20 protein-coding genes are annotated in these 24834 nt (G+C 67.5%); 9 read left to right on the top strand and 11 right to left on the bottom strand.

All coding sequences use genetic code 11. The features are described 5' to 3' along the window. Positions 1 to 140: 140 nt before the first annotated feature. Entirely contained in the window at positions 141 to 1241 is a 1101-nt protein-coding gene (locus OU415_RS09745) for an alkaline phosphatase family protein (protein ID WP_270948290.1), read from the bottom strand. 23 nt (positions 1242 to 1264) lie between these two features. After that, the gene (locus tag OU415_RS09740) at positions 1265 to 2770 is read right to left on the bottom strand and encodes a purple acid phosphatase family protein (RefSeq protein WP_270948289.1); all 1506 of its coding nucleotides are present in this window, start codon (positions 2768 to 2770) and stop codon (positions 1265 to 1267) included. A gap of 377 nt (positions 2771 to 3147) precedes the next feature. Here OU415_RS09740 and OU415_RS09735 point away from each other — a divergent pair, with 377 nt between their 5' ends. The 5 genes from OU415_RS09735 (at position 3148) to OU415_RS09715 (ending at position 9595) form a co-directional block, all read left to right on the top strand. Further along, complete coding sequence (locus tag OU415_RS09735) at positions 3148 to 4146, top strand: LacI family DNA-binding transcriptional regulator (protein WP_270948288.1); 999 nt, start codon at positions 3148 to 3150, stop codon at positions 4144 to 4146. A gap of 114 nt (positions 4147 to 4260) precedes the next feature. Continuing rightward, positions 4261 to 5295: an extracellular solute-binding protein gene (locus OU415_RS09730; RefSeq protein WP_270948287.1), complete on the top strand. Its 1035-nt coding sequence runs from the start codon at positions 4261 to 4263 to the stop codon at positions 5293 to 5295. Between the two features lie 45 nt (positions 5296 to 5340). Next, positions 5341 to 6405 carry an ABC transporter ATP-binding protein gene (locus OU415_RS09725; RefSeq protein WP_270948286.1) on the top strand — a complete coding sequence of 355 codons (1065 nt, stop codon included), beginning with the start codon at positions 5341 to 5343 and terminating at the stop codon, positions 6403 to 6405. Further along, positions 6402 to 8156: an ABC transporter permease gene (locus OU415_RS09720; RefSeq protein WP_270948285.1), complete on the top strand. Its 1755-nt coding sequence runs from the start codon at positions 6402 to 6404 to the stop codon at positions 8154 to 8156. Before OU415_RS09725 ends, OU415_RS09720 begins: the two co-directional genes overlap by 4 nt. Before the next feature lie 35 nt (positions 8157 to 8191). Beyond that, positions 8192 to 9595, top strand: coding sequence for a class-II fumarase/aspartase family protein (locus tag OU415_RS09715; protein WP_270948284.1), 1404 nt, complete (start codon positions 8192 to 8194; stop codon positions 9593 to 9595). A 768-nt stretch (positions 9596 to 10363) separates the two neighbouring features. Here the strand turns inward: OU415_RS09715 and zwf are convergent. From zwf to tkt, 4 genes are all read right to left on the bottom strand, one after another. Beyond that, complete coding sequence (zwf, locus tag OU415_RS09710) at positions 10364 to 11806, bottom strand: glucose-6-phosphate dehydrogenase (RefSeq protein WP_270948283.1); 1443 nt, start codon at positions 11804 to 11806, stop codon at positions 10364 to 10366. Next, positions 11803 to 12297 (bottom strand): hypothetical protein, encoded by a 495-nt coding sequence (locus tag OU415_RS09705; protein WP_270948282.1) that lies wholly within the window; start codon positions 12295 to 12297, stop codon positions 11803 to 11805. The genes zwf and OU415_RS09705 overlap by 4 nt, the downstream gene beginning before the upstream one ends. Positions 12298 to 12605: 308 nt before the next feature. Then, positions 12606 to 13691, bottom strand: a complete 1086-nt coding sequence (gene tal / locus OU415_RS09700; RefSeq protein ID WP_270948281.1) for a transaldolase — start codon at positions 13689 to 13691, stop codon at positions 12606 to 12608. Then, positions 13688 to 15739 carry a transketolase gene (gene tkt / locus OU415_RS09695; protein ID WP_270948280.1) on the bottom strand — a complete coding sequence of 684 codons (2052 nt, stop codon included), beginning with the start codon at positions 15737 to 15739 and terminating at the stop codon, positions 13688 to 13690. The genes tal and tkt overlap by 4 nt, the downstream gene beginning before the upstream one ends. A 366-nt stretch (positions 15740 to 16105) precedes the next feature. Here tkt and OU415_RS09690 point away from each other — a divergent pair, with 366 nt between their 5' ends. Genes OU415_RS09690 through OU415_RS09680 form a run of 3 tightly spaced genes read left to right on the top strand, consistent with a single transcriptional unit; the run spans position 16106 to position 19033 of the window. Beyond that, positions 16106 to 16324, top strand: a complete 219-nt coding sequence (locus OU415_RS09690) for a ferredoxin (RefSeq protein ID WP_270948279.1) — start codon at positions 16106 to 16108, stop codon at positions 16322 to 16324. Between the two features lie 2 nt (positions 16325 to 16326). After that, the gene (locus OU415_RS09685) at positions 16327 to 17724 is read left to right on the top strand and encodes an NAD(P)/FAD-dependent oxidoreductase (protein ID WP_270948278.1); all 1398 of its coding nucleotides are present in this window, start codon (positions 16327 to 16329) and stop codon (positions 17722 to 17724) included. A 46-nt stretch (positions 17725 to 17770) separates the two neighbouring features. Continuing rightward, positions 17771 to 19033: a cytochrome P450 gene (locus OU415_RS09680; protein ID WP_270948277.1), complete on the top strand. Its 1263-nt coding sequence runs from the start codon at positions 17771 to 17773 to the stop codon at positions 19031 to 19033. 55 nt (positions 19034 to 19088) lie between these two features. Here the strand turns inward: OU415_RS09680 and OU415_RS09675 are convergent, their stop codons facing one another. The 5 genes from OU415_RS09675 to OU415_RS09655 all read right to left on the bottom strand — a co-directional run bounded on the left by OU415_RS09675 (position 19089) and on the right by OU415_RS09655 (position 23514). Next, a complete protein-coding gene (locus tag OU415_RS09675) occupies positions 19089 to 20021 on the bottom strand; it encodes an NAD(P)H-binding protein (protein ID WP_270948276.1) in 933 nt (310 codons plus the stop codon). A 635-nt stretch (positions 20022 to 20656) separates the two neighbouring features. Beyond that, positions 20657 to 20845, bottom strand: a complete 189-nt coding sequence (locus OU415_RS09670) for a hypothetical protein (protein WP_270948275.1) — start codon at positions 20843 to 20845, stop codon at positions 20657 to 20659. Between the two features lie 457 nt (positions 20846 to 21302). Next, positions 21303 to 22397 carry an AI-2E family transporter gene (locus tag OU415_RS09665; RefSeq protein ID WP_270948274.1) on the bottom strand — a complete coding sequence of 365 codons (1095 nt, stop codon included), beginning with the start codon at positions 22395 to 22397 and terminating at the stop codon, positions 21303 to 21305. A 425-nt stretch (positions 22398 to 22822) separates the two neighbouring features. Continuing rightward, positions 22823 to 23053: a hypothetical protein gene (locus OU415_RS09660; protein WP_270948273.1), complete on the bottom strand. Its 231-nt coding sequence runs from the start codon at positions 23051 to 23053 to the stop codon at positions 22823 to 22825. 194 nt (positions 23054 to 23247) lie between these two features. Continuing rightward, entirely contained in the window at positions 23248 to 23514 is a 267-nt protein-coding gene (locus tag OU415_RS09655) for an alpha/beta hydrolase (protein WP_333777414.1), read from the bottom strand. Positions 23515 to 23872: 358 nt separating this feature from the next. Here OU415_RS09655 and OU415_RS09650 point away from each other — a divergent pair, with 358 nt between their 5' ends. After that, entirely contained in the window at positions 23873 to 24748 is an 876-nt protein-coding gene (locus OU415_RS09650) for an alpha/beta fold hydrolase (RefSeq protein WP_270948272.1), read from the top strand. The last annotated feature ends 86 nt before the right edge of the window (positions 24749 to 24834 follow it).

The raw sequence follows: 24834 nt of genomic DNA, 5'->3' as shown, positions 1-24834 counted from the left end.
GGGATTCTGCTCTCCCATCGGGGTGGGGCTGGCGAAGGAGACCGCGAGGAAACCCGCGCCGGACACCGCCCCCGGTCTTTACGAGCCGGTGAACCAGATCGCTCCGACGACGGGCTGATCGTCGAGATCCGGTCCCGGCCTCACCCGTTGAGAACGTCGTTGCCGAAGCGGGACAGCCCCGGGGTGGCGGCGTACCCGATGTGGGGTAGGCCGAACACGTCCTCGATGCTGGCCAGCAGGGAGTAGTGGTTGTAAGGCGTGTCGGTCGAGGTGTTCGGACGGGTGTGCGGCGACAGCACCAGCGTGCCCGTCCGGCCGCCGCCCATCCCCGTCAGGCCGGGCAGCGGGGCGTTCGGTCCCGGGCCCTCGCCGCAGCACGCCGCGGCGTCCCCGCCTTCGGACTCGTCGAAGGTGATGATCAGCATGCCGTCCTGCTTGAAGGCCGGGGATTCGGTGATGACCGGAACCCACTTCCGCAGCCACGCGTCGGCCGAGACCAGGCCGCCCGGCTGGCCGTCCACGCACGGTGCATCGTGCCCGTCATCGCAGAGGTTCGGTGTGATGTAGGTGAGGTTCGGTGTCGTGTCCGCCCGAGCCAGGTCCGCGGGCAGCGCGTTCAGGTCGACCACCCGCTCTCCGCAGGCCGGCGAGTTGATGATCGATGCGAAGTAGACGAACGGGTTGTGCCGCGCCGCGTACTGGTCGCCGACCTCGGCGCGCTGCGTGTCGTCGGGTGCGTTGAGCTCGGGGTGGCGACACGGGGTACCCATGTCCTCCATGTAGCCCTTCCACGTCTTCCCCGCCGCCGTGAGCTGACCCGGCAGGGTCGGCACGGACTCCGGGTACAGGCACCCGCGTCCCACGGCCTGCCCGGGCTCGGCGCTCCCGGTCTGGACGAACGGCGTGAAGACCTGGCAGTCGGACTGGGTTTCGGAGTTCGGCCCCTGCCCGGAGATCTGCGAGATGTAGTTGTCGAGGCTGAAGTGCCCCGTCGCGTGGTACTGCGAGAGCAGGACGCCCTGCGCGCGCAGCGTCTGGCTCAGGTAGGGCGCTTTCGAGGCAGGGCCCCACGTTTCGTCGAAGCCCTTGTTCTCCAGGTTGATCACGAACACGTGGTTCACCTGGGGTTTTCCGGACCCGCTGGCCGGGGTCGGGGTGGTGAAGTTCGTGCCGGCGAGCACGGCCCCGACTGCGGCGAGGCAGCCGAACAACGACAGCAGCAAGGGATGTTTGTGGATCACGGCGGGCATCTCCGGGAATCGGCTCAGCCGTCGTTGCGCGGCCGGGTCAGGGTGAACGACTCGAAGGGCTGCGGCTGCGAGCCGGAGCCGGGCGAGGTGTGGAAGTAGGTGACGTGCAGGGCGGTCGTACCGCCGGGTTCGGAACCGGGGTCGACGTCGATCAGGGCGAAGCCGAACGGCCAGCTCGGATCCCGCACCGCGGACCAGGTCGCGACCTCGGGCTGGACCGACGTCGCCGTGCGCCCGGTGATCACCTTCGCGACAGGTGGCGCACCGTCCACGCCGCCGCCGTAGGTGTTGGTGGGGATGTCCGTTCCGCCGCCGCCGAGCACCATGTGCACGGTTCCCTTGCTGGTGTCCACGACGTCGGTGCCGGTGGCCACCACGCTGGGGCGCAGCGTGGGACTATCCGCGTCCACGCCCCTGACGGGGTGGGTGCGTTCGTAGTCGTGGTCGTGCCCCGCGAGCACGAGGTCCACGCCGTAGCGGTCGAACAGCGGCCCGAACTCCTCGCGGATACCGAGGTCGCTGCCGTTCCCGGTCGACGACGAAAGCAGCAGCTGGTGCATGCACACCACGATCCAGTCGATGCCGCGGTCGGCGCGTGCCTGGGCCAGGGTCGCTTCCAGCCACCGCTGCTGCGCTCCGGCGCTGTACCCGCGGATGTAGAAGTTCCCGGCGTCCTGGAAGCAGACGTCGTCGTTCTGCAGCACGACGAAGCGCACCGAACCGGCGGTGAAGGCGTACCAGTTCCCGGAGAACTCGGGAATCCCGTTGTCCGGCAACCAGAACCTGGTGAGGTAGGAGGCGAAGCCCTGCGGTCCGTTGCCGAGTTCGTTCTCGTGGTTGCCGGCCGCCGGCATCCACGGGCGGTTGCGGGCGGAGCGCATGTTGTTGTTGAAGAAGGCGTTCCACGCCGCCGCGGGGTTGTGCTGGAGGTTGCCGTAGGCGAGGTCGCCGTTGAGCAGGTGCAGGAGCGGCTTCTTGGCCTCCACCTGGTCGACGACGTAGGCACCGAACGGTCCGGAGACGGTGTAGGTCGTGTCGCCGGTTCCCTGGTCGCCGAAGCTGGTGAACCGGAAGGGAGCACGCCCCCGAGGCCCGGTCTCGAAGGTCCCGGTGACCGGCTCGGCACCGTCGTGCAGGACCTCGTAGACGTATTCGGTTGCCGGGTGGAGCTTGTCCAGCGGGACGTGGTGGGTGAAGACCTCGATGCCGGTGGCGTGGTCGAGGTACGTGCGGGTGATCGCCGGCACGGTGGAACCGTAGCCCCCGGCCGGCGTCCCCAGCCTGAGCATCGGATTGGCCACCGCGGTCGAGGTGGCCCACGACACCGTCATCTGGGTCGAGGCATCCGAACCGAACTGCAAGTGCAGCTGTTCCGGAACGGCCGCACCGGCCCTGGCCGGCTGCTGCCACAGAACAGGTCCCGCCAACGCACCTGCCGCGGCGGTACCGGCGGCCACCCCGAGGAACCTGCGCCTCGAAAGACCGAACTGATCTTCATTCGCGATGGAATCGTCACTCACGAGAAGGAATTGACGCGCAGGGACCTGAACAACGCGTGAACGCTGCACGCCTCTATCCGCAAGCGAAAATGGCAACACCGGGTCCAGCGAGCGGATGACCGAAACCGGTTCTTATGCGATAACAAGCACAATTCGAATAAACGAGGCTCTGCTGACGTGTCCGGAGATTCTCTCCCCCGGAATTTGTAAAATTGTCCGCGGTGGCCAATTCGCTGGCGAAAATTGCTGACCGATCGGTGGTCGAAGCCATCGAGGTCCGCTTCGACGATCCTCGGTTGCTGCTGTGATAGCACCTGTCGCGGCCCGAGCTTGGCACGATCATCTGTTGCCGAAGGCCGGGGTAGCCCGTGGCGGGGTAGGTTGGTCTGGTGGCACGGGTGACTTTGCGTGATGTGGCCGAGAAGGCGGGTGTGTCGCGTGCGACGGCTTCGCTGGTGTTGCGGGGGACCGGGCGGGTTTCCGACGCAACACGTGAGCGCGTTGAGAAGGCGATGTCCGACCTGGGGTACGTCTACGACCGGGTCGCTGCTTCCCTGCGAACCCAGCGCGGGCAGTTCGTCGGAGTCGTGATCACCAACATCGGCAACCCGTTCTTCTCCGAGTTGTTCAAGGGGTTGGAGGCCGGTCTCCTGCGGGCGGGGTACGTCCCGTTGCTGGCCAGTACCAGCGACGACGTGGAACAGCAGGACGCGGTGCTCACCGGATTCCACGAGCACCAGGTCGCCGGGCTGGCTCTGGTCCCCGCCACGGGGTCGGACCAGGCGCTGGTGGATCGATTGACCGCTTGGGGGATCGGCCACGTGCTGCTGACGCGGTACCTCGGTGACGCCCGGCTCACCTACGTTGGCGCCGACGACGTGCTCGGTGGGCGGCTCGCGGGGGAGCACCTGGTGCGGCACGGCGCCCGAAAGTTCGCTTACGTCGGCGGATTTCCGCAGATGCTGTCCCGCCGGGACCGGTTGACCGGGCTTCGGCAGGCGGTGGAGGAGGCCGGGCTGGACCCCGACGACGTCATCGACCTGCCTGGGCGGGTCAGCGGAGCGGGCGGCCTGGAGCTCGGTCGTGACCTGCTCGACCGCGGCGAGCTGCCCGACGCCGTCCTCTGTCACAGCGACAGCGTGGCGTTGGGATTGTTCCGGGCGATGCACGACAAGGGTCGCACCGACGTGCGGGTGATCGGCTACGACGGCATCGCTGATGCGGCGCTGTGGGAGCCGCCGCTGACGAGCGTCGCGGTCCACCCCGGTCGGCTCGGGGAACGTGCGGCCGAAATGCTCCTCTCCCGGATGGCGGGGCCGAAGGCGGCACCTGATGTTGAGCTAGCGGAGCCCGAACTGGTGATCCGCCGTTCTTGCGGGTGCGGTAGCGAAGGTTGACATGGGCGCGACTGCCCGTGTCTACTTGCCCGCAACCTCATGCGATAGATCGATCTACCGCACGTGAAGCGGTTGATAGATCGATCTACCAATCTTCTGCGAAGGAGCAGTGGTATGCCTTGTCGGGCGTTGCGGATCCTGCTGATCCCCCTGGCGTTCGTGCTGCTGGTGAGCGGGTGCGGGCTGAGCCCCGCGTCGACTCAGGACACTTTGATCATCTACACCTCCCGCCCGCAGGTGATCGCTCGCGGCGTCGTCGAGCAGTTCGAGCAGGCGAATCCGCAGTACCGCGGGAAAGTGCAGATGCTGACCATCGGAGCCCAGGAGGTCGTGGAGCGGGTCCGGGCCGAAGCCGGCCAGCCGCGTGCGGACGTCTGGTGGGGCGGGACTTCCCAGCAGTTCGAGCAGGGAGTGGCCGACGGGCTGCTGGCACCGGCACCGGCCGAGGCGGCGCAGCGGGTTCCCGCTGAGTACCACGGTGCGAACGACCTGTGGCTGGGCGAGATGCGCATGGCCCAGGTGCTGTTCTACAACAGCGAGATGCTCTCGCCGGACCAGGCGCCGAAGGATTGGGACGACCTGGTCTCTCCGCGGTTCCGCGACCAGATCCTGATCCGGGACGTCGCCGCCTCGGGGACCATGCGCAGCATCTTCTCCGCCCTGGTCGCGCAGAAGGCGGCCGCCGACGGTAGCCCGGAGGCAGGTTTCGCGTGGCTGCGGGCGTTGGACGCCAACACCAAGGAATACGTGCCCAACCCCTCCGACCTCTACCTGCGGGTGCAGCGCCGGGAGGCGTCGGTGAGCGCCTGGAACTTGCAGGACGTGCTCGTGCAGCGGAGCAAGGGCGCGCCGTTCGTTCCGGTCGTGCCGGCATCGGGCGCGCCGATGCTGCTGGACGGGGTCGGGAAGCTCAAGGGCGCACCGCACGCGGCGGCCGCCGATGCCTTCATCAACTTCCTGCTCCAGGAGTCCACGCAGCGTCAGCTCGCTGAGAAGTCCTTCCAGATCCCCACGGTCCCGCTGCGCGAACAGCCGGCGTGGCTGGCCTCCACCGGGCTGAAGGAGATGGCGGTGGACTGGCCGGAGGTCAACCGCCACGAGCGCGAGTGGATCACCCGCTGGAGCGAGCAGATCAAGGGTCACGGCTGAGACGCCGAAATCCTTCCCCGACAACCGCGACGATGGAGTCCGCGCATGATCCCCGTCCGACTGGACCAGGTCAGCAAGACGTATGCGAACAACACACCAGCGGTCAGCGTCGACCTGACCCTGGGCAGCGGCGAGTTCTTCACGCTGTTGGGCCCCTCCGGGTGCGGCAAGTCGACGTTGCTGCGCATGATCGCCGGGTTCGTCGAACCGACGACCGGGCGGATCCACTTCGGTGATCGCGACGTGACGCGAACACCGCCGCACAAGCGCGACACCGGCATGGTGTTCCAGAACTACGCGCTGTTCCCGCACCTGACGGTCGCGCAGAACGTCGCCTACGGGCTCGTGGTGCGCAAGATCGGCAAGGCAGAACGAAGTGAGCAGGTCGAGCGGGCGCTGAAGCAGGTCGGCCTCGCCGGTTACGGTGACCGCCGGGTCGATCAGCTCTCCGGCGGGCAGCAGCAGCGTGTCGCGCTGGCCCGCGCTGTGGTGATCTCGCCCTCGGTGTTGCTGCTCGACGAGCCTCTGTCCAACTTGGACGCCAAGCTGCGTGAGGAGACGCGGGCGCAGATCCGGGAAGTCCAGCGCAGCGCGGGGATCACAGCGGTGTACGTCACGCACGACCAGGCCGAGGCGATGGCGATGAGCGACCGGATCGCGGTGTTGGACCGCGGATCCGTGCACCAGGTCGGCACGCCGCGCGAGATCTACCAGCGCCCCAGCACGTCGTTCGTCGCGCGTTTCATCGGTGGCAGCAACGTGCTGCCGGTCGAGGTCGCCGGCCGCAGCGGCGGGGACGTGACGGTCCGGTTGCCCGGCGGCCGGGAGCTGGACGTGCGCAACGGACAAGGCGCCTCGGATCTCGAGGGGGACCTCGCCGTGTCGTTGCGCCCGGAGTCGCTGCGCTTCTGCGAGCCCTCGGACGGCGAACTGGCCGGGACCGTGAGCGGTGAGGAGTTCAACGGAGCGTCCACGTCGTTCACCGTCGAGGTCGAGGGCACGACCATCACCGTGACCTCCGCCCAGGAGGACTTGCGAGCACACGTCCAGACCGGAGAGAAGGTCGGCCTGACCGCGGATCCGCACCGCGCTTGGTTGGTGACCCGATGACGAACTCCACGCTCCTGGAACAGCCTGCTCGCACCGCTGAGCCACCGAAGCAGCGCCGGATGCGGCTGCCGCGCCGGGACGCTGACAGGTTCATCTACGTCCTGGCCGCGCCGGTCGTGTTCATCCTCCTGCTGTTCGTCGTCATCCCGATGCTGCAGACCGTTTTCACCAGCACCGGCGGACCCGGGTTCGCGGCGAACTACGGAACCTTCTTCTCCGGGGCCTCGGGCGCGGCGCTGCTGACCTCGGTGGGCATCTCGTTGGCTTCGGTGCTCACGTGCGGGACGGTGGGCACGGTCCTGGCCGTGCTGCTGGTGCGCTTCGACTTCCCCGGTCGGCGCGTCCTCGAAGTCCTCGCCGTGCTGCCCATGGCATTGCCGCCGCTGATCGGTGCGGTGTCCTTCGCGCTGCTCTACAGCGAGACCGGCATCGTGCCGCGGGCGTTGAGCGCCTGGTTCGGCATCGACCCGGCGACGTCGGCGATCACCGGCGTGTCCGGCGTGCTGCTGGTGCACACGCTGACGATGTTCCCGTTCTTCTACCTGTCGGTGTCGGCAGCTCTGGCCGGGTTGGACCCGTCGCTGGAGTCGGCGGCGGCGAACCTCGGGGCCGGCCGGTTCCGGGTGTGGCGGACCGTGGTCCTGCCGATGCTGACCCCGGCTCTGGTGTCGGGCTCGCTGCTGACCTTCATGATCTCGATGGCGTCCTTCACCGCGCCGCAGCTGTACAACGTGCAGACCTTGACGATGCAGATCGTCTCGACGCGCACGTCGGGCAACGCGGAACTCGCCGCCGCGCAGGCGACCGCGCTCTCGGTCGTTTCGATCGCGTTCCTCGTCGCGATGCGCTGGTACCAGGGACGGCGCACGCACCGCAGCCTGTCCAAAGGCGCCCAGGTGGACCGAACATCGGCTCGGGGAGCGGGGCGCGTCGCCGCTCTCGTCGCTAGCGCGGTCCTCAGCGTCGTGCTGCTGGCACCGGTGTTGGTGATCGTGCTCGTCTCGCTGTCGGTCGACACGGCCTGGACCACGCAGATCGTGCCGGAGGAGTACACGCTGGACAACTACCTCACGATCTTCACCGAGCCGACGAGCCTGCTGCCGATCTCGGTGAGCGTCCAGATGAGCCTGCTGGCCACGATCGGGGCAGCGCTGATCGGTTCGATCGCCGCCTGGGTGGTCGCGCGTTGGCGCGGCGCGGGGAAGACCCTGCTGGACATCATGATCATGCTCCCGTGGGCGCTGCCGGGAACGGTCATCGGCGTCAACATGATCACCGCGTTCAACGAGCCGCAGGCGTCGAACCTGGGACTGACCCTGGTGGGCACGCTGTGGATCCTGCCGGTGGCCTACTTCGTGCGCTACGTCCCGCTGGTCTTCCGCTCGGCGGGCGCCTCGCTGGACCAAATGTCGCCCGAGCTGGAGGAAGCCGCCCGCAACCTCGGCGCCGGCCCGCTCCGGGTGCTGCGCACGGTGACGCTCCCGCTGGTCGCACGAGGGGTGCTCGCCGGGGCTTTGCTGGCATTCGTGGACGGGGTCGGCGAGTACGTCGCCTCCGTGGTGATCTACCCGGCCGGGCTCGCCCCGATGTCCGTCGAGATCTACAACCGCATCTACTCCGCGCAGTTCGGCACCGCCGCCGCGTACGGGACCTTGCAGGTCGTCCTCATCCTCGTGGTGCTGATCGTGTCGAACCGGCTTCAGTCGGGCCGGAAGAGCAAGTCGGCGCTCGCCGCGGCTCCGGTCTCCTGACGCCACCAGTCCTTCGAAGGGAAACCCTCCACCCCATGACTGAACGCTTCACCGCCGGTCGGGTGCCAGACGCCGGCATCGCCCAGCTTTTCGCCACCGAGCACCGGTGGCAGAGCTGGCTCGACGTCGAGGCGGCTCTCGCCCTCTCCGAGGCCGATCTCGGGATGCTTCCGACCGAGGCGGGAGACGCGATTTCCGCCGCGTGCCGCACCGAGCGGCTGGACCTCGCGCGGGTGCAGGAGGGCATCGCCCGTACGAGCCACCCGTTGATGCCGTTGATCACCGAGCTCACCCGCGTGGTCGGCGAGCCGCACGGCGGCTGGGTGCACTGGGGCGCGACCACGCAGAACATCACCCAGACCGGAGACGTCCTCGTCCTCCGCGAGGCGCACCGCACGATCCTCGCCCAGCTCGGCCGCGTGATGGTGTCCTTGGCCGAACTCACCGAGCAGTCGGCGGAGGTCGTCATGGCGGGTCGGACCCACGGGCAGCACGCGGTCCCGATCACCTTCGGCTTCAAGACGGCATCGTGGCTGGACGAACTGGAACGCCACGGCACGCGGTTGCAGGAACTCGCGCCGCGGCTGTCCGTGGCGATCATCGGTGGCGCGGTGGGGACGTTCGCGTCGTTCGGCAAGCACGGCGACCGAGTTCAGGAAGCAGTGGCCGACCGGCTCGGTCTGCGCCCGATGCGGGTGCCGGCCCGCAGCATCACCGACCACTTCGCCGAATTCGGTTGCACCCTGGGCCTGTTGGCCGGCACGGCCGGCCGGATCGCCCGCGAGGTCTACACCCTCATGAAGACCGAGTACGGCGAGGTCGAAGAACCGGTCCCGGCGGGAACGGTGGGCAGCTCGACCATGCCGCAGAAACGCAATCCCCAGCTCTGCCAAGACATCCTCGGCATCACGGCGGAGATCCGGGCGCTCGTGCCGCTGATGCTGGAATCGCTGCACAACGAGCACGAAGCGGACCACACCCCGAGCGGGATGTTCGACGCGTTGGCGCGAGCCTGCATCCTCACCGGCGACACCCTGGAACGCCTCGACCTGATCGCCCGGGAACTCGTGGTCAACCCGGAGCGGATGCGCCGCAACCTCGACCTGACCGGTGGCGCCATCAACGCGGAAACGGTCATGCTGGAGCTGGGCACCAAGATCGGTCGTCAACGCGCCCACGACATCGTCTACCAAGCCGCGCAGAAATCAGCGACCGACCACAGCACGTTCAGCTCGTTGCTCGCCGAGGAACCGGGCATCGCGCAGCACCTGACCGGGGCCGAGATGACTGCCTTGCTCGACCCCGCAAGCCACATCGGACGATCCGCGGACATCGCCAGGAGCACAGCGACAGAAGGCCGAAGAGCCTCCGCCTCGATCCACTGCTGGCTCGCCGGAACCGACCGGGGCCATTCTCCGGTCAGGAAGACGGCTGGCTGAGGGACTGGTCGAGCCCGGCAACGCTCGGGCTCGACCGGCAGCCGCAGCGCAACCGACTGCGAAGTCGACGTCCCGGGTCAGCCTGAACTCGTGACGGCTTTGCCGGTGCGCACGGGTCTCGGCTCGCCGAGCCGCGAGCGGTCCCGGAGAAGGAGCAGCGAGGCGGGCTGAAAGTCCCAATCTTCGTCTGCACCCCTTGTGATACCGGGCAGTGGCCAGCACGGTCTCTGTTGAGGCTGACCCGGGTAAACGGGAGCGGAGTGGTCCTAGCGAGGCGTTGGGGTCTTGACTGGGATCAGGGAAACGGATACGGGTGACCGGCGGGGGCATCCGCGTCGAACGTGCGACGGGGCGCCCCACAGCGCTGCATGAGGTGCGGGGCGCCCCGACTTGCGCCGTTCCTCTGAGCCAACGGCACGTGACCGAGCACAGCGGAACAACTACGTGGGCCCGCCACATCGGGCCCTACGTCCTGGACGGGGAGCGGTCCAGGACGTAACGCGAAGAGGGAACGTCAACAAGACTCCTCGCGTGTGCGCAACAAAGACCGTCTGGGGGAACAAACGCACATTTGCATTACCACGAACGAGGTGGTAACAGGCAGCGGCCTTGCTCTGGGCTGGGTGGGATCTCGGGCGAGGTCGGTCGACAGGAGCCCTAGTCTCGCCAGCCTGCCGGGCGCGCCCCGGCCCGCCGCCCGTTTCCTGTGTATGGCCAGGCGTTGGGGTCCACCGGTCTGGTCGCCGAGCAGTGAGCGCCGGGCCGGATCTATTGCCGCACGGCGTCGCCGGCGTCCTCCAGGTACCACTGGTGCGGCGCGATCAGGTCGCTGATGGCCGGTTCGGGACCCCATGAACCGGGGTCGTACCCCTGCAGCGGCGGCGGATTCTCGAGCAGCGGAGTCGACGCCTCCCAGATGCGCTCGATGCCATCTGCCCTGGTGAACAGCGACTGGTCGCTCAGCATGGCATCCAGGATCAACCGTTCGTAGCCTTCGAGCCCGTGTTCCCGGCAGAAGGAGTCGGCGTAGCGGAAGGTCATTGCTTCTGGTGCGAGTCGCATGGTGGGGCCGGGCTCTTTCGCCAGGAAGCAGGCGGCGATCCAGCCGGGATCCCCGAAGTCGATCACGATCTTGTTGCCTCGGCTCCTGTCCTCTCGAGGGAGATCGATGGGGAACATCCGCAGGGGCGGCTCGCGCAGACCGAGGGTGATCACCTGGCGGTGCTGTGCGAGATTCTTGCCGGAGCGCAGGTAGAACGGCACACCGGCCCAGCGCCAGTTGTCCACCTCCAGCCGCAACGCGGTGAAGGTCTCGGTCTGCGAGTCGGGGGCGACTCCCAGTTCGTCGTGGTAGCCGTTGTACTGGCCGCGCACGACGTGCCCGGGTTCGATGGGGCGCAGCGCTGCGAAGACCTTGTCCTTCTCGTCGCGCAACGGCTGGGCGGCGAGTGAGACAGGCGGTTCCATCGCCACGATGCCCAGCACCTGGATCAGGTGCGTGACGATCATGTCCCGGAAAGCTCCGGTGCCCTCGTAGAAGTGGGCGCGGCCCTCGAGACCGAGCGTTTCGGGCACATCGATCTGCACATGGCTGATGTGGTCCCGGTTCCAGACGGGTTCGAACATGCCGTTGGCGAAGCGGAGGGCGAGGATGTTGTCCACCGACTCCTTGCCGAGGAAGTGATCAATGCGGAAGATCTGGGATTCGTCGAAGACGGTGTGGATCGTCTCGTTGAGTGCTCTTGCCGAGGCGAGATCCGTGCCGAAGGGCTTCTCCACGATCAGTTTTGATTCCTCCGCCAGGCCGGTGTCGCCGAGCATCCCGATGACGGATCCGAACGCGGCGGGCGGAATGGCCAGGTGGAAGAGTCTGCCTGGCTGCCCGCCGAGGGAGTCCTCGGCTTCCCGCACGGCCGCGAGCAGTTGGCCGGCATCCTGGTCGTATGCGGCGAAGGACAGCGAGTCCGCGAAGGACTCCCACGCCGGCCCGGAGGGCTTGCAGCGTCCGAAGGTGGCGACCGCGTCGTGCGCGTGTTCGCGGAACGCTTCGTCGGTCAGCGCGGAGTGAGCCCGACCCGCGCCCACAATGCGGTAGCCGTCCGGCAGGAGGCCGGCCCAGGCTAGGTGGAACAGCCCGGGGAGCAGTTTGCGCTTGGCGAGGTCGCCGGTGGCGCCGAAGAGCACGATCACGTGGTTGTCCGGGCGTTTCACGGCTGGCTCCCCTTCTCGGCGTGTCCGCCGAACTCGCTTCGCATGGCGGACAGCAACTTGTCGGCGAACTCGCTCCGGCCGCGGGACTGGAACCGCTCGTTGAGCGCCGCGGTGATCACGGAGGCCGGTACGCCTTCATCGATCGCCGCCAGTACGGTCCACCGCCCTTCGCCGGAGTCCGAGACGCGCCCGGTGAATTCCTCCAGCTTCGATGACCGCGCAAGTGCGACCGCGGTCAGGTCGACGAGCCAGGAACCCACGACCGAGCCGCGGCGCCATACTTCGGCGACCTGGCCGACGTTGATCTCGTACTGGTAGAACTCCGGCTCGCGCAGCGGGGCGGTCTCGGCGTCGGCGGTGTGCTCGTGGCGCCCGGCGTCCGCGTGCTCGATGATGCTGAGGCCCTCGGCGATCGCGCCCATCATCCCGTACCCGATTCCATTGTGGACCATCTTCACGAAGCCGAGCTGCATGGGGGTATCGGTTGCCATGGCTGCTCTCCTGGGTACTGGTCCTGGCGTTTCAGGGCGCGGTAGCGTCGACGAGTCGTAAGAACTCGAACATGTTTCGCCGTGCCGATGCCGAATTCCGCTACGGGCGCGGAATCGGTCGAGACCGCGACGCGCCGGGAGGCCCTCCGAGACGTTGACGTGCTCGCCGCGGGCCGGATCTTGAGCGAACAGCTCACGCAGATGGACGGTTCCGATCTCGGCGTGGTGTTGTTCGAGTGCCTTCCACGACGGCTGTTGCCGGAGGGGCGTGATGGACATCTGTCGGCCCTCGGATCGGTCGGTTCGGATCAAGGGTAGGGGCGGACGAGGGCGTCCCGCTGTGCGGAGATGCAGGCCAGGAGGTCGTTCCAGGACGCGACGAAGGACGCCGCGCCGTCGCTCTGGAGCTTCGCGGCGAGCGCTGCGACATCCACGCCTGCTTCGGCGAACCGCGCCAGCATCGCGTCGCAGCCGTTGCCGTCGACGGGCATGGGCTCGCCCACCTCGCCGTGATCGTAGAAGGCCTTGAGCGTCTCGTCGGGCATCGTGTTGACCGTGAACGGGGCGGCGAGTCCGTGGACGTACAGCGTGTCCGACGCGTCGGGGTCCTTGGTGCGGGTACTCGCCCACAGCAGTCGCTGCATGCGTGCACCAGTGTTCTCCAGCCGTTGCACTCGGTCCGAGTCCATCAGGGTGCGGTACGCCCGGTAAGTGTCCTGTCCGACCGCGAGGCCGAGCTGATCCCGCAGTTCATCGGGTACTTTGCCGCTGACAGCGGCATCCCAGCGGGACATGAAGACGGAAGCCACCGAGCTCACGTCCGGATCGAGTCCTCGTTCCACCCTTCGCTCGACTCCCGTCAGGTACGCGTCGGCGGCAGCCCGGTAGTGGTCGGCCGAGAACAACAACGTGACGTTCACCGGTACACCCGAGGCAATGCACTCGGTAATGGCCGGGAGACCTTGGGGTGTACCGGGAATCTTGATGAACAGGTTGCTCCGGCCCGCGCGGGCGTGCAGTGCCATCGCCTCGTCGATGGTCCGCGCGGTGTCGTACGCCAGAAGCGGCGAGACCTCCAGAGACACCCAGCCGTCCACACCGTCCGTTCGCTCGTGAATGGACAGGAAAAGATCGGCTGCTCGCCGCAAGTCCTCGATGGCCAGCTCGAAGAAGAGCTCCTCATCCGGCTGTCCCGCCGCTGATCCGGCGCGGATGGCCGCATCGTAGGAGCCGGAGGAGATGGCTTTGTCGAAGATCGAGGGGTTCGATGTCAGACCGGTGACCGAGTAGGTGTCGATGTAGTGCTGGAGCCGACCGGAATCGAGCATGTCGCGGGTGATGTTGTCGAGCCACAGGCTTTGCCCGAGCTCGTGCAGGGTCTGAGTCGCTTTCATGTCATCGCCTCCACCAGTTCGCGGGCCACCTGCGAAACGCGCTCCGGGGTGAATCCGAACTTCGTGAGCAGCTGTTTCAGGGGCGCGGAGGCACCGAAGGTGTGCATACCGACTACGGCCCCGCCAGCACCGACGTACCGGTCCCAGCCGAGCGTCGAGGCCCCTTCCACCGCGACCCTCGCCGTGACCGTTGGAGGTAGCACCGCGGCGCGGTACTCGCGTGGCTGGCGGTCGAACAACTCCCAGCACGGCATGCTCACCACCCGGGACGCGATGCCCTCACCGGTGAGCTCGTCGTGCGCGGCCAGGGCCAGCGGCACCTCGGAGCCGGTGGCCAGCAGGATCACCTCGGGCTCGCCGGAGGGAACGTCCGCGAGCACGTAGGCACCGCGCGCCACACCGCTGGCCGCCCCGAGCCGACTCCGATCGAGGGTGGGAAGGGCCTGCCGGGACAGGATCAGCGCTGCGGGCTCCCGGCGGAGCGCGGCGACCACTCGCCAGGTTTCGACGACCTCGTTCGCATCGGCGGGGCGGAAGACGAGCAGCCCGGGTGTGGCGCGCAGCCCGGCGAGCTGCTCGACGGGTTGGTGCGTGGGTCCGTCCTCGCCGACGCCGATGGAGTCGTGGGTGAAGATGTGGACGGTCGGGATCTCCATCAACGCGGAGAGGCGGATGGCCGCCTTGGCGTAGTCGGAGAAGATCAGGAATCCGGACCAGTACGGACGGAGCTTCGTCAGCGCCATTCCGTTGGCGACAGCGGCAGCACCGTGCTCCCGGACGCCGAGGTGCAGGTTGCGGCCGAACCGGTCGTCGGGCTGGAAATCGCCCGCTCCGCCGAACGTGAGCCGGGTTTTGGTCGACGGTGCCAGGTCGGCCGATCCGCCGAGGACCCAGGGGATCGCCTCGGCCACGGCGTTGAGCACCTGGCCGGACGAATCGCGCGTCGCCAAGCCCTTCGGGTCGGCCGGGAAGGTGGGCAGCGCGGTGTCCCAGCCGTCCGGGAGTTCCCGGCGCTGGATCCGTTCCAGCTCGTCGGCCAGAGCGGGATGTGCGCTGCGGTAGGCGTCGAACCTCTTTTCCCAGGCAGTGCGCAACTCGGCGCCCCGCGCCCCGATGCCCTGGGCGAACCAGTCGGGAACTCCGTCGGGGATGTGGAAGTCCGCCTCCGGTGGGATCCCGAGGGCCTGTTTGGTGGCTCTGACCCCCTCCGGCCCGAACGGTGTTCCGTGTGCTTGCGGTGAATCCTCGACCGGTGAGCCGTAGCCGATGTGACTGTGCACCAGGACCAGGGTCGGGCGTTCGGTCTCGGCGCGGAAGGTGTGGAAGGCGCGGCCGATCTGATCGAGGTCGTTGGCATCGGCCACGGTGGTCACGTTCCAGCCGTGGGCCAGGAAGCGGGCGGCGACGTCCTCGGTGAAGGTGATGTCGGTGTGGCCCTCGATGGTGACCCTGTTGGAGTCGTAGATCCAGCACAGGTTGGACAGCTGCAGGTGCCCGGCCAGCGAAGCCGCCTCGGCGGAGATGCCCTCCATCATGCAGCCGTCGCCGGCGAGCGCGTAGACGTCGAAGTCGAAGAGCGTGAAGTCCTCGCGGTTGTACCTCGCCGCCAGCCACTGCCCGGCGATCGCCATCCCGACGGAGGTGGCCACTCCCTGGCCGAGCGGGCCGGTGGTCGCCTCGACGCCGCTCGTCCACCGGTACTCGGGGTGACCGGGGCAGTGCGAATCGAGCTGCCGGAACGACTTCAGGTCGTCGAGGGCCACCGCAGGGCGGCCCAGCACCTCGTAGTCGGGATCGACCGCGCGCACACCCGTCAGGTGCAGCAACGACCAGAGCAGGGCGGAGGCGTGGCCCTCGGAGAGCACGAAGCGGTCGCGGTTGGGCCAGATGGGATGGGCGGGATCGAAGCGCAAGAACCGCTGCCACAACGCGTACGCAACCGGTGCCATGCCCATGGGAGTTCCGGGGTGACCGGAATTCGCCTGCTGGATCGCGTCCATGCACAGACCGCGAATCGTGTTCACCGACAGCGTGTCCAGATCGGTCATCGCTAAGCCACCTTCGCGCTGCGGCCGTTCGGCGATCCCGGTCGAGAAGGAGCGGAGCCGCCGCCAGGTCACCGGTTCGGAGGGAACCGCCTCGGCAAGCCGGATTCCCGGACATCAGGCCGAGCACGGGCCACCTCTCGAACGAGCGTAGGACTGCCCGCACCCCGCGCTCAACTTTTCAGCTATACGTCCGAATTGTTGGACGGGTTGTGGCTTTAGGCCCTTTCGATCAATTGCCGAACCATCAATCGTGGCATGGAACCGAGTTCCCGCCGGAACGAATCAGCGCGGGCGCCGAGTGCAGCCTCGGGCGGGCGGTGGTGGGCTATCCAGCTGGAGGACCGCGCGGACGGAAGGAGCCTGCCCATGCGAATCGTCGTGGACCTGAACCGGTGCCAGGCGTACGCGCAGTGCGTGTTCCTCGCTCACGAGACCTTCAGGTTGACCGGTGAGGAGGCGCTCACCTACGAGCCGAACCCCGATGACGCCCGACGCCTGCAGGTGCAGCGAGCCGCGGCAGCCTGCCCGGTGCGAGCGATCGTGCTGGACCACCAGGACGGTGCGGAGCGGGGCGTGACGTCATGACCATGGCGGCACCGATCGCGGAGTTGGTGCGCGACTACAAGGCCAACGCCCGGATCGTCATCGTCGGCGCCTCGCTGGCGGGCCTGCGGGCCGCTGAAACCCTCCGCGCGGAAGGCTTCACCGGGCGGTTGACGATCATCGGGGACGAGCCGCACGAGCCCTACGACCGTCCCCCGTTGTCCAAGCAGGTGCTCAAGGGCTGGGTGCCAGCCGACCACACCGCGCTGCCCCGCCTGCGGCACGTGGACGCGGACTGGCGGCTCGGAGTGGCCGCCACCGCGTTGGACCGGACCACCAAGCACGTGCACCTGGCCAACGGCGACCAGGTCCCGTACGACCGGGTGCTGATCGCCACGGGCACTCGCGCGCGGCAGTGGCCCAACCCGACCGAGGCCGCCCTGGAGGGCGTGTTCGCGCTGCGCACACGCGATGACGCCGCGCAGCTGCAGCAGGCGCTGGCCGCGCGGCCGTCGCGGGTCTTGGTCATCGGCGCCGGGTTCATCGGCTCGGAGGTGGCCTCCGTCTGCCGGGAACTCGATCTTCCGGTGACCGTCGCCGAGCGCGGTCCGGCGCCGCTGGTCGGCCCGCTCGGCGGAGTGATCGGCGAGATCGCCGCGGAGCTGCAGCGCGACCACGGCGTGGACCTGCGCTGCGGTGTGGGCGTGTCGTCGCTGGAAGGCGACGCGAGTGGACACGTGCGACGCGCTCAGCTCTCCGACGGCGCCACCGTCGAGGCCGACGTGGTGCTGGCCGCGCTGGGGTCGATCCGCAACGTGGAGTGGCTGGAGGGCTCCGGGCTGGCGGCCGGTACCTGGGGCGTCGGCTGCGACGCCGGCGGTCGCGCCTTCGACATCAACGGCGTGGTGACCGACAGCGTCTTCGTGGCCGGGGACGTGGCACGCGCACCCCACGTGCTCTACGAGTACGAGTTCCTCGCCATGGAGCACTGGGACAACGCCGTCCTGGGCGCCGAGGTCACGGCCCACAACATGGTGAACCTCGAACCCCACTACTACCCGCACCTGCTGCTGCCCGGCTTCTGGTCCGGTCAGTTCGGCGTCAACATCAAGTCCGTCGGCGTCCCGCCCTTCGGCGACGAGATCGCCTTCGTCCAGGGTTCGGTCAAGGAACGCCGCTTCGCCGCCGCCTACGGCCACCGGGGACGCATCGTCGCCGCTGTCGCCTTCAACCAGGGCAAATGGCTGCCGCACTACGCGGGACTGATCGAGCGGTCGGCTCCGTTCCCGCCCCCGCCACCGGGCTGGGATCAACCCGACGACCTCAAGCCGATTCCCGCTGAATTCCCGGAACACGGCGTCCCGACGGCGATACCCGACGTCGTCCTGACCGGACACGACCCGAGCGAGCGCAGAGCCGAGTTCCGCCCGCGGCGCCGCTGACGCGCTCTCGGGAGCACGCGGGCGAAAGAGGAAAGAGAACAGCGCCATGAGCGAGGAAACCCCTTGGCAGCAGGCCCTCCGCTACGAAAACCGCGCCAATCCGTACCCGTTCTACGCCGAGCTCCGCAAGACGCCGGTAGCGCGGCAGCCGAACGGCACCTACGTCGTCAGCACCTACCGGGAGGTCGTCTCGCTGCTGCACGACAACCGGGTCAGCTCGGATCCCGCGAAGATTCCGGGGACGGCTCCGGGCGCGGACCCGGGGGAGCCGGGGACCGAAACGATCACCGCGGCCGATCTGGAGCCGAGCATCATCACCTCCGACCCGCCCGAGCACGATCGAAACCGCTGCACGATGCTGCGACACTTCTACGGCCCGCCCGATTCGCCGCACCAGATCTCCGACCTGGACCCCGAGATCCGCCGCATCGTCGCCGGCCTCCTGGACGGCATGGAGGGCAAGACCCGGATCGACGTCGTCGAAGATCTCGCCTACCCGCTGCCGGTGACCGTGATCTGCGAGGTCCTGGGCGTGCCGCTGGAAGACGAACCGCGCTTCCACGACTGGATCCGCACTGCCCTGGAGAGCTTCGACCTCGGCCCGGAACCCACCGCCGAAGAGATCCAGCACGAGGCAGCGGATGGTCGCCGGGCCGTGCAGGAGTTCGGGGAGTACATCACCGAACTGCTCGACCGGTACGCCGAACAGCCCGGCCCGGGCATGCTCTCGGCGATGGTGCACGACGACGGCGCGGAGCATCGCATGTCCAAGGGCACGCTCGTCGCCAATGCCGTGCTGCTGCTCTTCGCCGGGCACGAGACCACGGTCAACCTGATCGCCCACAGCGTGCTCACCCTGCTGCGGCACCCCGACGCGCTCGAGGAACTGCGTCGCCGGCCCGAGCTGATCGTGCCCGGGGTCGAGGAACTGCTGCGCTTCGAGTCATCGGTCCAGTTCTGGCACACCCGCTCCGCACTCGACGACATCGAGATCGCGGGCACCACGATCCCGAAGGGCGCACCGATCTTCCTGGTGTACGGCTCGGCGAACCGCGACCCGCAACGGTTCACCGATCCCGACGAGCTCGACCTCGAACGCCCCGACAACCAGCACCTCGGTTACAGCCAGGGCATCCACTTCTGCTTCGGCGCACCGCTCGCGCGACTGGAGGTCCAAGCCGCGGTCGGGGAGTTCGTCCGCCGCGTGCAGAACCCGCGGCTCGTCGAGGACCCACCGCCGTACCGACGCAACCAGATCTTCCGCGGCCCGCGACACGTCCTGGTCGACATCGACGGAATCACCGACTGACCCAGCTCGCGCAGAAGCATCGCTGTGCGGGCCATCGAGCGGGGGTAACTCGTGATCAATGGTCTCGGTCTTCTCGGTGTTTGAACGAGTCGCGCCGTTCCCGCACGTATTGCTCCACTGTTCGGGCGGGTTGGCCGGTGATCTTCTCGACGTCGGTGGTGGCGCGGTCGTAGCGGCCATCGCGGTGCAGTTTCGCCATCGTGGCAATGTGTTGCTGCACGTGGGGATCCAGGTCGGCGCTCGTCAACTGGTCGAACCACTCGTCGTAGGAGAGGTGCGCGGCGGTGATGGGGCGGCCCAGCGCGCGTGAGTACTCGCGGGCGAGTTCGTCGATGTCCAGGGCCGCGGGGCCGGTCAGTTCGTACACCGAGCCGATGTGGCGTTGCGGTGCGAGCAGGACTGCGGTGATCACGTTGGCGACATCGCCGGCGGCGACGGGGGAGGTGCGGCCCGTTCCGAAGGGCAGTGCCAGCGTGTCGTGGTCGCGGATCGATTGCGCGGCGAGCACGGAGAACAGCGGGTTCTCGAGCAGCACCGTGGGTCTGACGTGAACTGCCGGGACCGCCGACCAGTCGATGACGTGCTCGGCCAGCCAGTGCAGGCGTTGCTGGTGGGATTCCGCCGTGCTCGTCGCCGTCATCTGGGAGACGGTCATCTGCGAGATGTTGACCAGGACTTCGAGGCCGGGCGGTTCTCGGACCGCCGCGCAGACGACGGCGGTGGCTTCGAGGTAGTCCGGTGAGACGCTCATGTTGAACAACATCCGGCTGATGCCGTCGGTGGCTGCGGCGACGTGCACGGGGTTGGTGAGGTCGCCGACGATGACATCGGCGCCGAGAGCGCGCAGCGCTTCGGCTCGGGCGTCGTCGTGGTGGACCATGGCCCGAACTGCCAGTCGGTGAGCGAGGAGGTGTTCCACGACGAGCCTGCTGATCCCGCCGACTCCGCCGCCGGCGCCGGTGATCAGGTAGGAGGGTGCGGTGGTCATCGAAATGCCTTGCGTGTCATCGGTTCTTCGTGATCTCGTCGTGCCAGTCGCGGGAGCATCCGACTTTGACCGGAGCTACACGGCGATGCGTCCGAGCAACGCCCCGGCAGCTCTGGGCCTGTGATCCACTCCCTCCGCGTGGCGGCTGTTCCTTCGCCTGTGCCAGAGGCCACCGAGACGCAATCGCGGGACGGCGGGGGACCGGCGCAGGTGGCCGGATGCCGCAGTTCGCTGGAGCCAACTCGTGCCGAGCGGGGTGCAGCCGTCGCCGTCGACGACCGACCACTCGGGTTCGCGCGCGGCTCGTGGGCATTGTCGGCAACTGGGAAACACCGGCTCGGCTTCCACCATGGGCCCTGCCAGTCTCCGCTCCCGAATTGGCAGTGCAATAGGTTCGTTGGTCCTGCGAATCCCGGGGCGCTCTTGCGGACACGTTGACCAAGGCCGGCCGCGTCGGGGTGACCGAGGTGGCGCTTCGGCAAATTCGGCCAGTCGATGCCTGAGGCCCTTCCAGAGCCCTTCAGCGATGGGAAAAGCTCCCGCCTGCGTACAGGCGGGAGCTACGCGTTGGGTGGACAGCCATCGGCTAGATGCTGCGGTGAGTCGGGTGAGGTTTCGTGGAATGCCAGGGGCAATCAGCAGCCCCAGCCACCCCAACCCCAGCCACCCCAACCGCCCCAGCCGCCGCCCCAGCCCCAGCCGCCCCAACCGCCGCCACGGCCGCCCCAACCCCAGCCGCCGCCACGGCCCCAGCCGCCGCCGCCCCAGCCGCCGCCACGGCCACCCCAGCCGCCGCGGTTGCTGAAGATTGTGCTGATCTTCATCGTGATCCCTCATCGTTCCAGTGGGTTCAGCAACTTTATTCGGATCTTCGGTTCAATCGTGTTGCGCGAGGGACAACACCCGCATCTTCCGAGAGCGCGCGATCTTTCAGTCCGAATCGGGTGGCCAGAGCCCCGACTGCTCTGCGAGTTGATGCAATTGCAACCGTATGACTCAAAATTGCTCCCAACAGAGGACTTTCGCCTCTAACACGGTATGCAACTGAATCGGTCGCTCTGAGTAGTCGATGAGGTGTGTCAGTAGAGCAGCTGAAGCTCGTCTGTCACGGAGGTCCGCCAACAAACTGCTCCACGACAGTCGGCACTGCGCCGAAGTCATCGTTCCACCTGCCGCTTGAATCCACGGCGTGCACTCGCCGGCGCTTACCGGCGTGGCGACCACGGGCGTTTGGTCGTTCCTCTGGCGTCCGACCCGGAGTGGTGGCTGTGGGCTGGACTGTCACGCGCTGTCCAGGCGTGGCTGCACGAACTCACGCAGGAGAAGCCTGATTACTGCGGCTATGGGGATGGCGATCAATGCCCCGATGAATCCCAGTAGTGCGGCCCCGAGCAGGACGGCGACGACGGTGGCCGCGGCAGGCACTTGCACGGCCCGGCCGATGATCTTCGGCACGAGGAGGTAGTCCTCGATGACTCGGTAGACGATGAGGAAGCCCGCGGTGGCCAATGCGACCGGCAACGACACGGTCAGGGAGACCAACGAGACGATCGCACCGGCGGTGATGGGGCCGACTACTGGCAGCAGGTCCAGGAGCGCGACGAGCATCGCCAGCAACAGCGGGAACGGTACGCCGAAGATCACGAGCCAGATGAAGGCCGTCGTCCCTGCTATCAGCGAAGTGATCAGGTTGCCGAGCAGATACCCGCCGGTCTGGTCGAAGATTTCGTTGCCGATCCGGGTGGCGCGGGGCCGCCGCTGTGCCGGCACCAGTTGGTACAGCGTCCGCTGGATGCGCGGCATCGCCGCCAGGAAGTACACCACGAGAACCGTGACCACGACGGATCCGGAGATCGCGCCGAACAGCAGCTGTCCGGCCCCGAGCAGTCCTTGCGCCAGCGTTGCGCTTTGTCCGCTGAGCAACTGCTGCACGCGCTGTTGGACCTCGAACTGGGCATTGAGTCGCCCGAGCGTGGACCGCGGGTCTTGCAAGCTGCTCAGATATCCCGGCACCTGCACGGCGAATTGGCCTGCTTGAGTGGTCAGGGGCGGGATAGCCGCCGCGAGGAATCCGGCGACGGCGCCCAGAGCAACGACCAGCACGGCTAGCACCGCGGTCCATCTCGGCAGCTTGTGCCGTACCAACCACGACACCGTTGGTTCCAGGCTCATCGCCAGGAAGAAGGCTAGGCCGATGAGGATCAGCACTTGCCGCGCAGCAATGATCAGCTGGACGACGCCGAAGGTGACTGCCACGCCAGCGGCCGCTTTCATGCCTGTGATGAAGGGCGAGCGCGGGCCGAGCTGGCGTCCCGGCTGTCCCGCCGGCTGCTTGTTGTCGCCATTTGCAGGCTCGGCAGTGGGATCCTTCGTCACCGTGCCCTCCCACCGGTCGCCCTGCGTCAGTGGCCTTGCCAGTGAGGGCGGCGTTAACCCCGAAGGCGCGGGCCCCTTCCCGTGCGTCTCGGGACTTCATGACCGGTTCTGCGATTTGGTCTTGCTCGCGGAAGGCGTCGCGGTCGCCCAACGAGGTCCGCAGGCATGAGACGACCGTACTGCGGCCACGCCGCATCTGCGATCCCGAGTCACGCGCGATAGTCGACCCGATCGCCCGGCCAACCGTGCAGCAGCATGACCCTCGGCCCTTGGCCGGTTCCGTCGTAGCAAAGCTCGACTCAGCCGACAGCGGCACTTCTCATCAGCGCGTCCCTATTACCCCGACGACGAGGTCATCAATCCTCATCCGCGAAACGGGCGCCTGATCCCACCTTCCGCCGGACCGCGATGAGGGGTGGCGGATTTCAGCGCAGATAGCCTGTGTTGATCCAGCTCTCGAATAGCTGCACGCGTTCGGCAGGCCAGGCTTCGTCGCAGGGCATACTGCCGTCCGAGAGTTCTTCGTAGATTTTATCGGCGTTGGAGCGCACGTCCTGGTAGGAAGAGAGGTCGAACAGCCCCGACATCGCCTCGATGTCCTCTGACCGAAACAGGGGACGGATGTCGTGTTCGAAACTCGGTTCCTGCTGGCTCATCGATTTACCCGCCTTCTTCCGACGCTTCTGCTGATGCGCCTTCCCGCTCACTGAGGCTGGAACGTGCCGACCAGTTTCCGGTCAGACCACGTGCTCTACCACCGGAACTCCCGCTCGGGGCTTCAGACAGCGCAATGGGATGAGGCACGTTCGACATGAAAGACCTCCGTGATGAACGAGGTGCGCTCTTGCGGTCATGCGCTGAGGAACGCCAGGAGGTCGGCGTTGATCGTCTCCGCTTGTGTGGTGGGCATGCCGTGCGGGAAGCCCGGGTAGGTCTGCAGCGTCGCGTTCTTCAGCAGCTTCGCGGACCGGGGTGCGGAGTCGGCGTAGGGCACGATCTGGTCGTCGTCGCCGTGCATCACCAGGACCTGCACGGAGATCTTCTTCAGGTCTTCGGTGAAGTCGGTCTGCGAGAAGGCGACGATGCCGTCGTAGTGCGCCTTCGCGTCGCCCATCATCCCCTGGCGCCACCAGTTCTGGCACCGTTCGTGGGACGGCGCGGGCAGCGTTGCCAGCTCGTCGCTTCCCGCGCACGTCCGGATGTCTCAACACCACCCCACGCTCCACCAGGCCGGCCCGGCTCTCCAGGGCATTGGGTCACCCATCGCGGCCCGTTCGAACATCGGGCAGCTGACATCTGGAGAGGGATTCTCGGGTCTCCGGTGCTGAACGCGTGCACGAGCAACGGTTGCGCTGGCTTTGGTGGCCAGCAAAGAACGAAAGACCCGGGTGTCGGTCGGGGCGGGGTGGGAGTCTGGTTCTGCGACCGCTCGCGGCCACGGGCCGCATCGCGGCTCAGCTGCGGGGGTGTTCGTGATGACCCAGGCCGGTGCGCCGATCGGTTTCACATCGGAATTCGCCACGATCCGCGGGCTGCGGTTGCACTACGTGCGTGGGGGTTCGGGGCCGGTGGTGATGCTGCTGCACGGCTATCCGCAGAACTGGTACGAGTGGCGAGCTATCGCACCTGGGCTCGCCGAGCACTTCACGGTCGTCGCGCTGGATCTACGTGGGGCGGGCCAGTCCCAGGCCCCCGCGGAGGGCTATGACAAGACCACTCTGGCGGCTGACGCACACGGCGTTCTCGAGCATCTCGGTATAGCCGAGGACGTCCGGCTGGTCGGCCACGACATCGGCACCATGGTGGCCTACGCCTACGCCGCCCAGCATCCGCGGAGCGTTTTCCGGCTGGTACTCAGTGAAGCGCCGTTGCCGATGACGGATTTCATGTACGGCTCGCCCGCACTCACCGCACAGGGGCCGGGCTTGTGGAACTTCGGGTTCTTCTCGGTAACCAACGGGCTGCCCGAGTCGGTGATCAGCGGCAAGGAAACCCCCTGGATCCGGAACTTCGTGGACCTGATCGCCCACCACCCCGAATCGATCTCCTCCCAAGACATCGAGGTCTACGCCCAGGCACTGCGCGACCCGGCGCGGTTGCGCGCCAGTTTCGAATACTTCCGAGCCTTCCCCACCGATATCGTCGACGTCGAACGCTACCGCCAGCACGGCCCCTTGCCGATGCCAGTGCTGGCTCTCGGCGGGCAGTACCTGCTCGGCGAACTGGTCGGAGAACATGCCCGCCGCGTCGCCTCTGACGTCACCAGCGCGGTCATCGCCGATTCCGGCCACTGGATCGCCGAGGAACAACCCAGGGACGTGCTGAACCGGCTACTCGCCTTCCTGAAATGACCAACCGCTGGGCTGACGATCACGAAACCCGGTCCCAACGGACTTAAGTCCCTGTCTCGGCCGCTGCGGACAAGTTCAGGCGATTC

Source organism: Saccharopolyspora oryzae (genome assembly GCF_027853915.1).
In the GTDB taxonomy this organism is placed as follows: Bacteria; Actinomycetota; Actinomycetes; order Mycobacteriales; family Pseudonocardiaceae; genus Saccharopolyspora; species Saccharopolyspora oryzae.
Note: the sequence above shows the minus strand (reverse complement) of the source record. Positions and strands in the feature narration are given on the sequence as shown.

What these genes read in the sequence shown, in the direction of transcription:
- OU415_RS09730 (WP_270948287.1), top strand. Translation starts at nt 4,261, where the DNA reads ATGCCTTGTCGGGCGTTGCGGATCCTGCTGATCCCCCTGGCGTTCGTG.
- OU415_RS09725 (WP_270948286.1), top strand. Translation starts at nt 5,341, where the DNA reads ATGATCCCCGTCCGACTGGACCAGGTCAGCAAGACGTATGCGAACAAC.
- OU415_RS09720 (WP_270948285.1), top strand. Translation starts at nt 6,402, where the DNA reads ATGACGAACTCCACGCTCCTGGAACAGCCTGCTCGCACCGCTGAGCCA.
- OU415_RS09715 (WP_270948284.1), top strand. Translation starts at nt 8,192, where the DNA reads ATGACTGAACGCTTCACCGCCGGTCGGGTGCCAGACGCCGGCATCGCC.
- OU415_RS09705 (WP_270948282.1), bottom strand. Translation starts at nt 12,297, where the DNA reads ATGGCAACCGATACCCCCATGCAGCTCGGCTTCGTGAAGATGGTCCAC.
- tal (WP_270948281.1), bottom strand. Translation starts at nt 13,691, where the DNA reads ATGAAAGCGACTCAGACCCTGCACGAGCTCGGGCAAAGCCTGTGGCTC.
- tkt (WP_270948280.1), bottom strand. Translation starts at nt 15,739, where the DNA reads ATGACCGATCTGGACACGCTGTCGGTGAACACGATTCGCGGTCTGTGC.
- OU415_RS09690 (WP_270948279.1), top strand. Translation starts at nt 16,106, where the DNA reads ATGCGAATCGTCGTGGACCTGAACCGGTGCCAGGCGTACGCGCAGTGC.
- OU415_RS09685 (WP_270948278.1), top strand. Translation starts at nt 16,327, where the DNA reads ATGGCGGCACCGATCGCGGAGTTGGTGCGCGACTACAAGGCCAACGCC.
- OU415_RS09680 (WP_270948277.1), top strand. Translation starts at nt 17,771, where the DNA reads ATGAGCGAGGAAACCCCTTGGCAGCAGGCCCTCCGCTACGAAAACCGC.
- OU415_RS09675 (WP_270948276.1), bottom strand. Translation starts at nt 20,021, where the DNA reads ATGACCACCGCACCCTCCTACCTGATCACCGGCGCCGGCGGCGGAGTC.
- OU415_RS09670 (WP_270948275.1), bottom strand. Translation starts at nt 20,845, where the DNA reads ATGAAGATCAGCACAATCTTCAGCAACCGCGGCGGCTGGGGTGGCCGT.
- OU415_RS09660 (WP_270948273.1), bottom strand. Translation starts at nt 23,053, where the DNA reads ATGAGCCAGCAGGAACCGAGTTTCGAACACGACATCCGTCCCCTGTTT.
- OU415_RS09655 (WP_333777414.1), bottom strand. Translation starts at nt 23,514, where the DNA reads ATGATGGGCGACGCGAAGGCGCACTACGACGGCATCGTCGCCTTCTCG.
- OU415_RS09650 (WP_270948272.1), top strand. Translation starts at nt 23,873, where the DNA reads ATGACCCAGGCCGGTGCGCCGATCGGTTTCACATCGGAATTCGCCACG.